General features: G+C 71.0%; 12 protein-coding genes and 1 pseudogene. 7 read left to right on the top strand and 6 right to left on the bottom strand.

Annotation, left to right across the window (positions count from 1 at the left end; genetic code table 11):
* The first annotated feature begins 18 nt into the window (after positions 1-18).
* The 3 genes and pseudogenes from ACZ7DE_RS33915 to ACZ7DE_RS33925 all read left to right on the top strand — a co-directional run.
* A complete protein-coding gene (locus ACZ7DE_RS33915) occupies positions 19-2,703 on the top strand; it encodes an RICIN domain-containing protein (protein WP_470767959.1) in 2,685 nt (894 codons plus the stop codon).
* 156 nt (positions 2,704-2,859) lie between these two features.
* Positions 2,860-3,759, top strand: a complete 900-nt coding sequence (locus ACZ7DE_RS33920; protein WP_470767961.1) for an amidohydrolase family protein — start codon at positions 2,860-2,862, stop codon at positions 3,757-3,759.
* Positions 3,760-3,772: 13 nt separating this feature from the next.
* Positions 3,773-4,411, top strand: a pseudogene (locus ACZ7DE_RS33925) (aldo/keto reductase); the annotation flags it as partial.
* Positions 4,412-4,474: 63 nt separating this feature from the next.
* Here ACZ7DE_RS33925 and ACZ7DE_RS33930 read toward each other — a convergent pair.
* The 3 genes from ACZ7DE_RS33930 to mhpA all read right to left on the bottom strand — a co-directional run bounded on the left by ACZ7DE_RS33930 (position 4,475) and on the right by mhpA (position 9,053).
* The gene (locus ACZ7DE_RS33930; RefSeq protein ID WP_470767963.1) at positions 4,475-5,530 is read right to left on the bottom strand and encodes a maleylacetate reductase; all 1,056 of its coding nucleotides are present in this window, start codon (positions 5,528-5,530) and stop codon (positions 4,475-4,477) included.
* On the bottom strand, positions 5,527-6,396 hold the full coding sequence (locus ACZ7DE_RS33935) for a dioxygenase family protein (RefSeq protein WP_470768018.1): 870 nt from the start codon (positions 6,394-6,396) through the stop codon (positions 5,527-5,529). The genes ACZ7DE_RS33930 and ACZ7DE_RS33935 overlap by 4 nt, the downstream gene beginning before the upstream one ends.
* Before the next feature lie 1,100 nt (positions 6,397-7,496).
* Entirely contained in the window at positions 7,497-9,053 is a 1,557-nt protein-coding gene (mhpA, locus tag ACZ7DE_RS33940; protein WP_470767965.1) for a bifunctional 3-(3-hydroxy-phenyl)propionate/3-hydroxycinnamic acid hydroxylase MhpA, read from the bottom strand.
* 175 nt (positions 9,054-9,228) lie between these two features.
* Here mhpA and ACZ7DE_RS33945 point away from each other — a divergent pair, with 175 nt between their 5' ends.
* On the top strand, positions 9,229-9,876 hold the full coding sequence (locus tag ACZ7DE_RS33945; RefSeq protein WP_470767967.1) for a TetR/AcrR family transcriptional regulator: 648 nt from the start codon (positions 9,229-9,231) through the stop codon (positions 9,874-9,876).
* A 343-nt stretch (positions 9,877-10,219) separates the two neighbouring features.
* The gene (locus ACZ7DE_RS33950) at positions 10,220-10,483 is read left to right on the top strand and encodes a hypothetical protein (protein ID WP_470767969.1); all 264 of its coding nucleotides are present in this window, start codon (positions 10,220-10,222) and stop codon (positions 10,481-10,483) included.
* A 15-nt stretch (positions 10,484-10,498) separates the two neighbouring features.
* Here the strand turns inward: ACZ7DE_RS33950 and ACZ7DE_RS33955 are convergent, their stop codons facing one another.
* Positions 10,499-11,404, bottom strand: a complete 906-nt coding sequence (locus ACZ7DE_RS33955) for a helix-turn-helix domain-containing protein (RefSeq protein WP_470767971.1) — start codon at positions 11,402-11,404, stop codon at positions 10,499-10,501.
* Between the two features lie 113 nt (positions 11,405-11,517).
* Between ACZ7DE_RS33955 and ACZ7DE_RS33960 the strand changes: the two genes are divergently transcribed.
* A complete protein-coding gene (locus ACZ7DE_RS33960) occupies positions 11,518-12,216 on the top strand; it encodes an SDR family NAD(P)-dependent oxidoreductase (protein ID WP_470767973.1) in 699 nt (232 codons plus the stop codon).
* A 219-nt stretch (positions 12,217-12,435) separates the two neighbouring features.
* The gene (locus ACZ7DE_RS33965) at positions 12,436-13,374 is read left to right on the top strand and encodes a L,D-transpeptidase (protein ID WP_470768020.1); all 939 of its coding nucleotides are present in this window, start codon (positions 12,436-12,438) and stop codon (positions 13,372-13,374) included.
* A gap of 66 nt (positions 13,375-13,440) precedes the next feature.
* On the opposite strand, the gene ACZ7DE_RS33970 is transcribed toward ACZ7DE_RS33965, so the two are convergent.
* Both ACZ7DE_RS33970 and ACZ7DE_RS33975 read right to left on the bottom strand, forming a co-directional pair.
* Positions 13,441-14,586, bottom strand: a complete 1,146-nt coding sequence (locus ACZ7DE_RS33970) for an RNA polymerase sigma factor (protein ID WP_470767975.1) — start codon at positions 14,584-14,586, stop codon at positions 13,441-13,443.
* Positions 14,583-14,990, bottom strand: coding sequence for a YciI family protein (locus ACZ7DE_RS33975; protein ID WP_470768022.1), 408 nt, complete (start codon positions 14,988-14,990; stop codon positions 14,583-14,585). The genes ACZ7DE_RS33970 and ACZ7DE_RS33975 overlap by 4 nt, the downstream gene beginning before the upstream one ends.
* Between the last annotated feature and the right edge of the window lie 53 nt (positions 14,991-15,043).

A 15,043-nucleotide genomic window follows, 5' to 3' on the forward strand; every position in this document is an offset into this window, starting at 1 on the left:
GGTAAGGAGAACAACAGCATGAGACCCGCACGGCTCTTCGTGGGACTGCTGCAGACCCTGCTGGTGGCAACAGCCGTCATCCTGCCCGCGCAAGCGGCGCACGCGGCCGACACCAACTTCTACGTGGACCCCGCCAACGGCAGTGACAGCAACTCGGGAACCAGTACGTCAGCGGCCTTCAAGACGATCGCGAAGGCTCGCGACGCGGTCCGCGCGGTGAACTCGGCCATGTCCGGGGACATCGTCGTGAACCTGCGCGGCGGCACGTACTCCCTCACCGGCCCGGTCGACTTCACCACCGCCGACTCCGGCTCCAACGGCCACAACGTCATCTACAGGGCGTACGGTTCCGAGACCCCGGTCGTTTCCAGCGCCAAGGCCGTCACCGGCTGGACGTCGGCCGGCAACGGCCAGTACAAGGCGTCGGTCGGCAGCCTCGACTTCCGGCAGCTGTACGTCAACGGCGTGCGGGCCACGCGCGCCCGCTACCCCGACGTCGGCTCGCACTTCCAACTGCAGGCCAGCGACAAGACGGCCCGGATACTGAAGGTTCTCAGCTCCCAGGTCGCGAGCTGGGACCACTTCGACCGGGTCGAGATGGTGCTGCAACTGCAGTGGGCCGAGAACTACCTGCGGCTGAAGTCGTACACCAACAGCGGTGGCATGGCGAGTGTCTCGATCCAGGACCACGAGGCCGGCATCCTCTTCCAGAGGCCGTATCCGCTGCTGTCCAACGGCTCTCCCCTGCACTTCGAGAACGCCCATGAATTCCTGAACGAGCCGGGCGAGTTCTACCTCGACAAGGACGCGCAGACGCTCTACTACCTGCCCCGGCCGGGGGAGACCATGACGTCGGCCACCGTGCAGGTCCCGACACTGAAGACCCTCTTCAACGTCAAGGGCGACAGCCTCGCCTCTCCTGTTCACAACCTGCAGTTCTCCGGTATCAACTTCACCCAGACCAACTGGACCGAGGCCGGCGACAACGGCCTGCTGAACGGCCAGGGCGGCAACTACAACATCTCCGCCGACCCCACCAACAAGCAGTACGTCAACCGCCCGCCGGCCGGTGTCTACGCCGCGAACGCCGACAACCTGTCCTTCACCGGCAACACCTTCACCCAGATGGGCTCGACCGCCCTGGACCTGCACCACGGCGTCCACAACTCGGCCGTCACCGGCAACGTCGTCCAGGACATCGCGGGCAACGGGATCATGGTGGGCAAGTTCTCGGATCCCGACGTCGAGTACCACACCGTGTACAACCCGCCCACCTCACCCGCGGGCGAGGACGCACGCGAGGTCGTCAGCGGTGTCACCGTCACCAACAACCTGATCACCCGCACCGGTCAGGACTACTACGGCACCGCCGGCATCAACGCGGGCTTCGTGCACGGCACCACCATCGACCACAACGACATCTCCGACTCCCCGTGGGCCGCGATCTCCCTGGGCTGGGGCTGGCAGGCGGCCGCCAACGCGGAGGGCGACAACTCCGTCAGCTACAACCGCATCGGCAACGTCGAGACCATGCTCTGCGACACGTCAGGCATCTACCACCTCTCCAACGACCCCGGCACGGTGATCAACAACAACTACATCCACGATGTGGTCCGCACCCCCACCGCGTGCTCCTCGGGCGTGGGCGGCATCTATCTCGACGAGGGCTCGAGCAACATGACTGTTGCGAACAACGTCCTGTCGCGCAACACCGACTTCATCATCCGGAACGCCAACGGCCCCAATGTCACCCTCTCCAACAACACGACCACCGGAACCGCGGTGATGCAGGCCTCGGGTCTGCAGTCGGCCTACCGAGGACTGCTGGCGAAGATGAATCTCGCCTACGGCAAGACGGCCACCGCGTCCTCCGTCTTCAACTCCGGCTGGGCGCCGCCCAAGGCCAATGACAACGACCCGGCGACCGGCTGGTCCCCCACGGGAAGCGACACCTCGGCCTGGTGGCAGGTCGACCTCGGCAGTGCCTACGAACTCGGCCAGTTCTCCTTCACCACCCGCCAGGACATCGACCAGCCCGAAACGCGCAGCAACTTCGAGATTCGCGGCTCCAACGACCCCGCCTTCGCCGACTACACGGTGCTGGGACGCCAGGACGGCGCGACACTCCCGTACACCTCCACGCTGACGGCCAAGATCGACGCACGGCAGAAGTTCCGGTACGTGCGGGTCGCCAAGACCGACGGCGCCTACTTCTACATCGACGACTTCAGCGTGCAGCAGGTCGGCACCGCACTGGAGAACCCGGGCACCGCACCGTCCTTCAACCCGTCGGCCTACTACACGATCAAGAACGTCAACAGCGGCCTGCTGGCCGACGTCAACCAGGCCTCGACCGCGGACAACGCCACTGTGATCCAGTGGCAGAGCACCTCGGGCGCCAACCAGCAGTGGAACATCGTGCGGGTCAGCGGCAACCTGTACAAGATCGTCAACCGTAACAGCGGCAAGGTCCTCGTCATCCCCAACAGCTCCCGCTCCAAGGGCGCGGCGGCCGTCCAGTCGACCTACAACGGAGGCAACAACCAGCTCTGGTACTTCGAGCCGACCAGCAGCGGATACGTCATCCGCAACGTCGAGAGCCGGCAGGCCCTGGAGGTCGGCGGCAACTCGACCGCCGCCGGCGCGGCCATCGACCAGTGGACACCGCTGAACCAGACCAACCAGCTCTGGACCATCCAGTGACGCACCTCGCGTGACGACATCGGGACCGCTGCGATCGGCACACACCAGCCGCCGGTCGCAGCGGTTCCCGGCGCCACGAACGCGTCGCCCGCACGCTCCGTCCACCGGGTGCCGAAGCGGCGCCCCACGGTCCGTCACTCCCCCTCTGGAGCTCCCTTGCCCGAACTCGAACCCTCGCTCCTCGTCGATGCCCATCACCACCTCTGGGACCTCGACCGGCGCCCGCAACCGTGGCTGGAGGAGGCCGCGCTCGCCCCGATCCGCCGCAGTTTCACCCTCGACGATCTGCGCGGGCAGGCGACCCGGCCCATCGCGGGGCGCGGTCTGGGAGCCACCGTCCTGGTCCAGTGCGTCGCCTCCGTGCCGGAGACGGAGGACATGCTCGCGCTCGCCGACGGGGATCCGCTCGTCCAGGCCGTCGTCGGCTGGGCGGACCTCACCTCTGCGGCGATCGGCGACACGCTCGACGCACTGCTCGCCGGACCGGGCGGCACGTATCTGCGCTCGCTGCGGCACCTCGTACAGGCGGAGAGCGATCCGGGCTGGCTGCAGCGTTCCGACGTGGCCCGGGGCCTGCGCGCGGTGCGCGAGCGCGGCCTCGTCTACGACGTGCTGGTGCGGGCCCACCAGCTGCCGTCCGCGGTCCGTCTCGCCGAGCGGCATCCGGAACTGCGGCTGGTCCTGGACCACGCCGGCAAACCGTCCCTCGCGGACGGCGATCTCGCCGACTGGGAGAAGTGGGTGCTGCGGCTCGCGGCCCACCCTCAGGTGACCTGCAAGGTGTCCGGGCTCGTCACCGAGGCCGACCACGCCACCTGGACGATCGACGACATCCGGCCCGTGTGGGAGGTCCTGCTGACCGCCTTCGGCCCCGAGCGGCTGATGTTCGGCTCGGACTGGCCGCTGTGCGTCCTGGCAGGGGGCTGGAACCGCTGGGCCGGCGTGGTCGACGAACTCCTCTCGGGCTGCTCGCTCGCGGAGACCGAGGCGGTCCTCTCAGGAACGGCCACGGACTTCTACCAGCTGCGATCCGCCATGAAGGAGTCACTGTCGTGACCGAAGCACTAACCTCCACGATCCGGACGAGCACTGGCGCCAGGCCGCCGAGGAGGCCATGCCCACCCTCGCGAGCCTGCGCGACCAGGGCGTCGTCGGGGCCATCGGCGCCGGCATGAACCAGTCCGCCATGCTCGCCAGGTTCCTCCGCGAGACAGCCGCGGACGTGGTGATGCTGGCCGGTCGCTTCACCCTCCTCGACCAGTCGGCCCTGGCCGACGTGCTGCCCGCCGCGATGGAGACCGGCAAGAGCGTCGTGGCCGTCGGCGTGTTCAACTCCGGCCTGCTGGCCCACGAGCGGCCGGACGAGGGGATGCCGTACGACTACCGCGACGCTCCGTCGGAGCTGGTCGCCAGGGCCAGGGCCATCGCCGAGATCTGCCAGGAGCACGGAACGACTCTCCCCGCGGCGGCGATCGCCTTCCCTTTCACGCACCCGGCGGTTGTCAACGTCACCCTCGGCATGGCGGATTCCGCACAGGTCACGAGGAACGTGCGGCCCCACCGTGAGCCCGTCCCCGGCGAGCTCTGGAGCGATCTGCACACCCGCGGATTGATCGAACACGACGTCGCGGGCTCCGGACCGGCACGTCACGGGACACCCGGCCATGTGCGGTACCGGGGCGCCGCCGTACGACGGCCGCCAACTTGATCGTCTGATGCTCCTGGTGCGCTGTGTGAGGGGTGTCGCTGAGGCGCTTCGGTGTGGGCCCGGTCAGGGGGCGAGGGTTCCCTTGAGGGCGTCCGCGAGGAGGTGGCGGAGGGCTTCTTCGGTGACCGGTCGTGGATTGGCATAGGGCTCGTCCTGTGCCTGGGCGGTGATCTCGTCGAAGTCGCTCTCGGTCAGGCCCAGTTCGGCCAGTGAGCGCGGGGCGCCGAGTGCGACGGACGCTCGCGCGAGGCGCCCGGGTACGTCGTCCGTGGCCAGGGCGCGGCGCAGAGCCTCGTCGGCGGTCGGCGCCGCTGGAAGGTTGAAGGCGGCGACGTACGGGAGCACGACCGTGTGCACGGCGGCGTGGGGCAGGTCGAAGGCGCCGCCCAGGATGTGGCACAGCTTGTGGTGCAGCGACATGGTCGTGGCTCCCAGGCACGCCCCGCACAGCCAGGCCCCGCGCAGTGCGTTTGCCCGGGCCTCGACGTCCCGTGGGTCGGCGGCGACGGCGGGCAGCGCGGCGGCCAGCGAGCGCACCCCTTCCTCGGCCATCAGGGCCACGATGGGCGAGGAGTCGGGCGCGTACAGGGCCTCGACGGCGTGCGCGATGGCGTTGAAGCCGCTGGTCACCGACACCTGCACGGGGAGTCCGAGGGTGAGTTCGGGGTCGTAGACCACACTGCGGGGCAGGACGGCCCGGTTGCGGCCGGTGCGTTTGCGTCCGTTCTCGGTGAGTCCCCACACGGTGGTCATCTCCGAGCCGGCGTAGGTCGTCGGCACGCTGATCACGGGCAGGCCCGAGCTCAGGGCGACGGCCTTGCCCAGACCGATCGTCGAGCCTCCCCCGATGGCCAGGCAACCGTCCGCGCCGGCGCGGTGCGCGGCCGCTCGGGCCGCTTCGGCGACCTGGACCGGCACGTGCATCCGGGCCTCGGTGAAGAGACCGACGCAGGTGTCGCCGAGCAGGGCCGCCGCGTGCTCGGCGAGAGCGCGCTGCTCGGCGGTGGACAGCACCAGCAACCGCCGCAGGCCCAACCGTTCGGCTTCGCGGGGCAGTTCGCGCAGGGTTCCGGCGCCGAAGACCACCCGCATCGGAAGGGCTTCGTAGGTGAAGGTCATCGCGTCGGCTCCGCTTCCGGGGCCAGCACGATGTCGAACCTGGCGTGGGTGAACGGCACGGTCACTCCGAAGCGCTCGGCCTCGTGTTCTTCGTGGGACTCGGTGAAGTCGGTGATCAGGCCCCGCTTGACCGCGAAGACCGCGTCGGAGTCTATGTACGGGCTGCCCGCGACGAACGCGTGCGTGGTGACCGGCCGGTGGTGCTCGGCGCCCGCGATGAAGTGGATGTGGGCGGGCCGGTAGGGGTGCCTGCCGGTGGCTGCCAGCAGGCGGCCGACGGGGCCGTCGGTGGGGATCGGGTAGTGGGAGGGGACGACGGTACGGAACCAGAAGCGGCCCTCGGCGTCCGTGCGGAAGAGCCCGCGGCCGTTGCCCGGCGGCTGCACGTCGGGCTGCTGCACGTCGTAGAAGCCGTCCTCGGAGCACTGCCACACGTCGAGTTCGGTGTCCGGCAGCGGGGTGCCGTCGGCGGCGAGCACCCGGCCGGAGACCACGCAGGGCCGGCCTGTGCCGAGGAGGTCGATGGAGTCGCCCAGCTCCCGGCGGGGCGAGCCGGTCATGTGGAAGGGCCCGAGGACGGTGCTCTCGGTGCCCTGCTCGGTCCCGTTGAGGGTCTCGACGAGCATGGAGACGCCGAGTACGTCGGAGAGCAGGACGAACTCCTGGCGGGTGTCGTCGCACGTGCGGCCGACCGCGGTGAGGAAGCCGATCGCCGCCTCCCACTCCTCCATCGTGGGTTCGATGTCCCGGACGAAGTCGTGGAGGTGGCGGGTCAGGCTCTCCATGATCCGCCGCAGCCTCTCGTCCTTGGTCGCCCGGAAGCTGTCCAGCACCGCGTCGGTGGCGGTCTCGACCGTGAAGTCCACTGGGTGCTCCTGACGTGTCGCGGCGCCTTGGCCGACGAGGTGGTCGGTGAACCAGTCGGCGGTCAGCGCGTCGCGCTCGGCCGCGTGGTTGTAGAGGGTGTGCTCTCCGTCCGGCCAGATCCGCACGGTGGAGGTGGCCGGGTCGGCGGCGCGCAGGAACGGCTCCTGGTCCTCGTAGCGGGCCAGGGGGTCGCGGCCGCCGTGCAGCAGGAGCAGGGGGCAGACGATGCGGTGCTGGTCCGGGTCGAAGCGCAGGGCGTCCATCACCTCGGCCACCCGGTCCGGGTCGTCGGTGCCGACCACGGCGGCCATCTGCTCGCGGGCGGTGCGGAATTCCGGGACCGCCGGGACCGCGGGGGCGCCGTTGACGACCACCGCGCCGACCCGCGGGTCGGCGGCGGCCAGATGGGCGGCGAACAGCCCGCCGAAGCTGATGCCATGCACACCGATGCCGCCGCCGAGACGGGGATCGGCCTCGACCAGGTCGACGAAGCGGGCGAAGCCCTCGGTGACGTGCTCGTCGACGTAGAGGCCGTGGCGCAGCCGCGACTCGCCCTGCCCCGGCCCCTCCGCGAGCAGACAGGCCAGGCCACGTGCGGTGTAGGCGTCCGCGACCGGCAGATACGCCGCGCCCCAGCCGCTGAGCCCGCCCCACACGATCACGGTGGCGGGCGGCGGACCGGCCGGCAGGCACAGCCAGCCGCCGAGGACGCCGTCACGGTGAGGGATCTCCACCCGCTCCACACCGGGTGCGAGTGCGGCGGTCGCGGCGGTGTGGCGGGCGTACAGCTCCCGCTTCTCCGGGACGTCGCTCTGGTACGCCATCTGCGCGAACATCAGGGCCGCCGAGGCGAACCGGTGTGCCTGCCGGGCGGTGACGTGGTGCCCGGCGGCCTCCGCACGTCGTGCGCCCTTCAGGCGTGCCGCGGCGATCGCCGCGGCGGCGTCCTGCCACGGGATTCCGGCGGCCGTGTCGGCGAGCAGCCGTCGTGCGTCGGCGGGGTCCATGCCGCAGTCGGTGAGCCGGGTGAAGGGCATGGACCGATGCTGGGCGGCGACCAGCGGCGGCAGCACGGCCTCCGCTCCGGGTTCTCCGGTCGTCATACGGCGTCACGCACCGTTGCGGAGAGCGCGGCGTCGAGGTCGTCCACCAGTGCGCCCAGGTCGGCCCTGTCCGCGGCCGTGCCGAACAGCACGAAGTCCGGGCGCGCCAGGTACCCGACGGCTCCGAGCAGGTCGAGGTACTCCCGGTGCCGTCCGTCGAGATCGTCGACCGTGTCGAGGGCGACCACGGCGCAGCCCAGGCGCTCCAGCCGGGCGAGCCGCTCGGGTCCCAGCGCATCGGCGGGGTCCTCGGCGGTGACCAGGGTGAAGCCGTATCCGGTGAGGTCGTCGAGGCGGCCGGTGCGGCCGTCGGCCAGACGGAGGCGGCCCTGGGGGGTGAGGGTGCCGACCGGCGTGCCTGCCTCCTCGCGCAGCACCCCGCCGCACAGCGGCGGGAAGGGCGGCGGCGGGGGCACCTGGCCGGCGAAGAAGGCCGCGTCCCGGGCGGCGGCGGCCTCGGTGTCGTGCGTGTTGGCGACCTTGCCGAGGCCGATGGCCGCGTGGGTGATCGCGGTGACGTGCGGACGGCGCTCGCCCTCGTAGGTGTCCAGCAGTGCGTCGGGCGCCAGGCCGCGGAGCACGAGGTGCAGCTTCCAGGCGAGGTTGGTGGCGTCGCGCAGGCCGCTGCACGCGCCCTGGCCGAGGTACGGCGGCATGGTGTGGGCGGCGTCTCCGGCCAGGAAGACCCTGCCGGTACGCCAGCGCGTGGCGACGCGGGCCTCGAAGCCGTAGACCAGCCGGCGGATGATGCGGACGTCCTCCGGGCCGAGGTCGTGGTACTCGCGCAGGAGTCGCCAGACGGTCTCGGGAGTGGTCATCTCCTCGCGGGTCTCGCCCGGCAGAAGGGCGAACTCGAAGCGCTGGCGGGTCGCGCCGATGTTGATGGTCATGTGTCCGCGCGCGGGATCGCAGTGCTGCGTGCCGGAGGCGAACTCCGGGGGCTGGGGGCGCAGCCACTCGACGTCCACGTTGACCCACTGCTCGTTGAAGCCGAAGTCCTGGCGCTCCACGCCGAGCAGTTCCCGCACTCCGCTGCGGCTGCCGTCCGCGGCGATCACATAGCGGGCCCGGACGCTGTCGTGCGGTCCGTCCGCGTGCCTGGCTTCGGCGTTCCAGCCGCGCAGGCGCAGCATGACGCCGTCGTCGTCCTGGTCGAGGCCGGTGACGGCCCAGCCCTGACGGACGACGACCGTGCCGTACCCGCGCAACCGCCTGTCCATGGCGCTCTCGACATCCGGTTGGTAGATGGAGATGTGGTCCGGATATCCCATCGGGCCGGCGGGGTTCGCCGGTATGTCGACCAGGCGCTCGCCCTTGCCGTTGACCCACACGTACCGGCACTCCGACGAGTCCCGCAGCGCCTCGTCGACGTCACAGGCCGCCTGGACGGTGCGGGCGGTCTCGTCGTCGATGTGCGTGAATCTGGGCAGCCCGTACAGGCCGGGCCAGCGCTCGCAGACCACCACCCGGTGACCGAGCCGGCCGAGCAGGGACGCGACGGTGAGGCCGGTCGGTCCGTAGCCGACGACGGCGATGTCGTGCTGGGGGGCCATGAAACACCTCCGGTAACGACCCCGCGCCGTTGCGAGGGGCGAGGTGGGAAGGAGAAGGGCGCGGCTCGGCCGTGGACGCCGGAGCCACATGTGAAGGTGGATTCACATTTGATGTGAAGCGAGATTCACATGTTGGCAACATGGACGTCAAGAGGCCGGTCGATAAACTGCGCGAATGACCGACTCCCCCCACGGCAGGCCTGCCGCCCTCCAGGAACGCAGCCGCCGTTCGCAGCAGGACATCCTGCGGGCCGGGTGCACGCTGATCGAGGAGGGCGGAGTGGACGCGCTCACCGTGGCCGCCGTCGCCGAGCGGGCCGGCATGGCGGTGGGCAGCATCTACCGACGGTTCGGCGACAAGGAAGGCCTCCTGCTGGCGATCCAGCACGCCTTCACCGAGAACCTCCAGGCCGAGATCACCGAGCGGATGTCCGCGGAGCGACTGCGCATCCTGCGCGACCCGGCCGTGGCCGTCGCCGAAGCGGTGGGCGCGATCACCGACAGTTTTCAGGCGCACGAGGCCCTGCTGCGCGTCTTCCTGCCGCTCGGCACCCGGCACGAAGCGGTCCGGGCCGAGGGCTCCCGGGTCAGCGTCGAGGGCAATCGCCACTTCGCCGAGGCCCTGCGCCACACGCCCGTCGCACACCCGGACCCCGAGGCCGCACTCGACTTCGCGTACCGCCTGGTCTACGCCACGGTCGCGCACCGCATCACCCAGGGCGAGTTCCTGGAGTCGGACCGCGCACTGCCCTGGAGCGAACTGCGCAGCCACCTCCAGACCGCGGTCGTCTCCTACCTGCTCGGCGCCCCGCAAGGCCGCTGAGCCCCTACCCGCTCTCACCCACAGGCGCGCGCACGGCTCTCGCACGACCCCTGACGGGCGACGCGAATGCATGTGAGCTTTGCTTCCGTCTAGATGCGAGTATCACTTCACATACAGGGGGCGAGGAGCGGCCGAGGCGCGGCAAGGCGGGAGACGTGCCTCGCCGGGCGACCCATGACCCGCATGCCTGGCGGGGCGGCGCGACAGACAGGGCCCGCCCCCTCCCGGTCGACGTGCGGGCGGACGCCCGCCGGGCCATCGTGAGAGGACGGGGGCGAAACCCCCCTCGCCGGACACCCTCGCCGGACACCCCCTCGCCGTCACCTCCGCCTCGGGAGGCAACATGGAGCAGTACGACCTGACCGACGCGCAGAAGCTGGCCTTCGAAGAAAACGAGGCCGACTTCCGCAAACTCAACGAGGAGATACGCCGCGTCCGGGAGACCGCCCGAGCCCGGCTGTCGGACAGCGGCTGGGATCCCGACCCCGAGGACCACATCGCCTGTCTGTCCTGCCCGTGCCCCGACTTCCAGCACGGCGGGCACCTCGGGGACTGCAAGCGAGTCAGCTGCCGTCACCCCTTCGGGGACCACAACCTGCCCACGTGATCGGCGATCCTGCGGTCAGGGCGCGTACGGAGTCGTGATCAGACGGTTCGCGTGAGGTCCTCGCTCCGGATCGGGTGGTCCGGCGACGGCGGTGAGCCGGAGCCTGGTCTCGTCCTCACTGCCGGGCACGGCGGTCATGATGACGATCTTGAGGTCGGAGTCGCCGTCGGTCAGGACGTCGCAGTCCACCGTGACCGGGCCCGCCGACGGATGGTGGATCGTCTTGTGGTCCTCGCGGTGCGCGGCCACCTCTCCGGTCGCCCACAGCTCGGCGAACCTCCTGTTGCCCTCGTTCAGATCGCGGATCAGCGCGACCAGGCGACCGTCCCGGGGGAAGCGTCCGGTGGCGCGGCGCAGGTCGGACACGACGGCGGCATCGGTGGCGTCGCGGTCCGCCTCGGTCACCGGCCAGCGCGCGAGGCGGGCGGGGCCGGCGTCCACCGGGAACCTGTCGCGGGCGAAGTTGCGCAGCCGCGGGGGCGAGGCGGAGGGATCGCCCAGCAGGGCCGCCCACCCGCCGTTCCACCACACCAGCTGCCAGTCCGCCGCGAACACGGCCACCGCCACGTCCCCGAGGCGGGCGAGCACCCGCTGGACGCCGGGCGGGAGACGGTCGGAGATCGCACCGTCCACCGGCGGCACCAGCCGGGCCAGCCGGTACAGGTGGTCCCGCTCGGCGGCGGACAGTCGCAGGGCCCGCGCCAGGGACGCCACCACCGACGCCGAGGGTGTCGTGGCCCGCCCTTGTTCCAGGCGCACGATGTAGTCGACCGACACCCCGGCCAGGTCGGCCAGTTCCTCTCGCCGCAGCCCGGCCGCCCGGCGCCCGCGGGCCACCGGCAGCCCGGCCGCCGACGGGGGCAGCCGGTCCCGCCACGTGCGGATCATCACGCCCAGCCCGGTTCCGGGGTTCACCGACATGAACGCCATCCTCCTGCATCCCCGTTCGTCCACGGGGCCCGAGGGTGGTACTGGTCTTCCTACCGTCGCAGCGTCCCTGGCCCGCCGCCCCCGTCGGGAGCACAGTCGAACGCATGACGATCACCTTCATCACCGGCGCCAACAAGGGTCTCGGCCGCGAGACCGCCCGCCGCCTGGTCGAGTGCGGCCACACCGTGCTCCTCGGAGCGCGCAACCGCGAACAGGGCGAGGAGGCCGCCGCCGCGCTCGGCGCACGCTATGTCCCCATCGACGTGACCGACGACGCGTCCGTGGCCGCCGCGGCCGCGGACGTCGCCGAACACGAGGGCAGGATCGACGTCCTGATCAACAACGCCGGTGTGCACGGCCCCCTCGGCGATCCCGGCGACCTCACCGCCGCCGACGCCCGCGACGTCCTCGATGTCAACGTCATCGGCGTCGTCCGCACCACCACGGCGTTCCTGCCACTGCTGCGCCGCTCGGACGACCCCGTGATCGTCAACGTCAGCAGCGGCATGGGCTCCCTCGCCCTCACCCACGACCCCGGCCGACCCGAGTCGCACGTCGTCGCGCCCCTGTACACCTCCTCGAAGGCGGCGCTGACGATGTTGACCACCCAGTACGCCAAAGGGCTGAAGGACATCCGCGTCAACGCTGCCGACCCCGGCTACACCGCGACCGACCTCAACGGTCACAGCGGCCCCCAAACGGTCACCGAGGGCACGGACGCGATCGTCCGCCTCGCCACCGAGAAGCCCGGCGCCGGCAGCGGACGCCTCGTCTCCCGCCATGGCGAGATCGCCTGGTCCTGACCTCGACCGCGCCGGATCGGACCACGACTCGACGCGCGCCCTGGCCCGCTCGGCGCTCGCGCCGAGTTTGAGACACCTTTTACGTGGCACCTGCAACTGCGATCCGCCCCGCCGCCGTCTGACAGTGAGTCGGGCCCGTCGGGGCCGAAGGGCGAGAGAGCGGGGCAGTTCGTGGGACGGCGCAAAGGCGGCATAGGGATCGCACTCGTCACGGGTGTGATGCTGGTGGGCGCGAGTGCCTGCGGCGGGGGTGGCAGCGACAAGGCGAGCGGCGACGACGCGAAGGCGTCGGGAGGCCCGGGTGCGAGCTCCTCGCCGTCACCGAGCAAGCCCGCGGGCCCGCCGATGCTGCTGGAGACGATCACTCCGCAGACGGGAACCGAGGTCGGCGTGGCCATGCCCATCTCGGTGGTCTTCACGAACCCGGTGGCGGCCAAGGCGCGGGCCTCGGTCGAGAAGCACATGAAGGTGAGCGCCTCTCGACCGGTGGCGGGCGCCTGGCACTGGTTCGGGGACAAGCGCGCCGACTGGCGCCCGAAGACGTACTGGCCCTCAGGCACGACGGTGAAGATCGACGCCGACATGAAGGGCGTCAGCAACGGCAACGGCCGCTTCGGCGTGCGCAGCTACACGCACACCTTCAAGATCGGTGACGATGTGCGCGCGGATGTCTCGGTGACCGGCCACACCATGAAGGTGACCCGGAACGGCCAGGTGGTGCGCACCCTGTCGATCAACGCGGGCAGCGCCGAGTATCCGACGTGGAACGGCACCATGGCCGTCATCGACAAGCAGGAGAAGGTCCACATGACCTCCTGCAGCGTCGGCATCAGCTGCGACAAGGGCAGCCCCGACTACTACGACCTGACGCTGCCCTGGGACATTCACCTGACCCAGTCCGGCACCTACGTGCACTACTCGACGGGCGATCCCAATCCGGGCAGCGGCAGCGCCCGCGGCTCGCACGGCTGCGTCCACCTGTCCATGTCGGACGCCAAGTGGTTCTACGGCCAGGTCAAGCAGGGCGATCCCGTCACCATCACCGGCTCGCCCCGCGCCAAGGCCTCGCCCGACAACGGCTACGCCGACTTCAACCTGGAATGGGACCAGTGGCTCGCCGGCAGCGCCTCCGGAGAGGGGACGACCGCGACGCTCTGACGCGCCGCGACGGCCGCGCCGGTGAGCCTGCCGCGCCGACCGCGGCCTCCACCGGGTTGGCCCCGCTCAGCGTCGCAGCTGCGCGTTGAGCCGGGCGGCCTGTCGCGTGAGGTGGTCGCGTTCGGGGAGGTTGGGCGCCGAGCGGGCGGCCTGGGCGTAGAGCCGTGCGGCGGTCACCGGATCGCCATCGCGCTCGTGCAGGTATGCCGCGACCGCGGCGTACCGCGGCAGGGAGGGGTCGAGCCGCGTCAGGGCGGCCAGGCCGGCCCGGGGGCCGTCGGCCTCGCCCACCGCGACGGCCCGGTTGAGACGGGCCACCGGGCTGTCGGTGAGGCGCACCAGTTCGTCGTACCACTCGACGATCTGCACCCAGTCGGTCTCCCCGGCGGTCGGGGCGTCGGCGTGGAGCGCGGCGATGGCCGCCTGGGCCTGGAATTCGCCCAGGCGGTCGCGGGCGAGGGCGGTCTGGAGCACCTCGACGCCCTCGGTGATCAGCTGGGTGTTCCACAGGCTGCGGTCCTGTTCGGCGAGCGGCACGAGCCTGCCGTCGGGGCCGGTCCGGGCCGGGCGCCGCGCGTGGTGGAGCAGCATGAGCGCCAGCAGGCCCGCGACCTCCTCGTGGTCGGTCCTGGCCGCCAGTTGGCGCGTGAGCCGGATCGCCTCGGCGACGAGGTCGACGTCGCCGGAGTAGCCCTCGTTGAAGACGAGGTAGAGCACGCGGAGCACCGTGGCGACATCACCGGGCTGGTCGAACCGGACGCCGGAGACGGTCCGCTTGGCCCTGCTGATCCGCTGGGCCATGGTCGCCTCCGGCACGAGGTAGGCCTGGGCGATCTGCCGCGTGGTCAGACCGCCGACCGCGCGCAGCGTGAGCGCGACGGCGGAGGCCGGCGTCAGGGAGGGGTGCGCGCACAGAAAGTACAGCTGGAGCGTGTCGTCCACCGCCTCGCCCGGGCCGGGCACGGGCTCGGCCTCGACCAGCTCCTCGCGCCGCCGCCGGGAGGTGTCGGCGCGGACGGCGTCGAGGAACTTGCGCCAGGCGACCGTCACCAGCCAGCCCTTCGGGTCCCGCGGCGCTTCGTCCGGCCACCTGCGCACGGCCTCGACCAGGGCGTCCTGCACGGCGTCCTCGGCCGCCGCGAAGTCGGCTCCGCGACGGACGAGGACACCGATCACCGCGGGCACCAGCTCCCGCAGCACCGACTCGTTCACTCGGTGGCCGTGGGGCGCTCGGCGTAGAACGGGCGCACCTCGAGCCACTCGTGGATCGGCTTCCCACCCGCACCCGGAGCCGCGGACAGCTCGCCGGCCAGCTCGAGCGCGCGCTCGTAGGTCTCGACGTCGATCACCATCCAGCCGGCGATCAGGTCCTTGGTCTCCGCGAACGGGCCGTCGGTGACCGGCGGCCGTCCCTCGCCGTCGTAGCGGACGAACGTGCCCTCCGGGGAGAGCGCCTGACTGTCGACGAACTCTCCGGTGCCCACCAGCCGAGCGGCGAAGTCACGCATGTACTGCATGTGGGCCGAGACCTCCTCCGGCTCCCACTGGTCCATCGGCACGTCGTTGACCGCTGCCGGCGCGCCCCGGTAGTGCTTGAGCAGCAGGTACTTGGCCATCGTCTTCTCCTTGGTGAGGTACGGCCCATTCTGGCCGTGTTCACCGCTGGGAC

Source organism: Streptomyces sp. NPDC037083 (assembly GCF_055606485.1).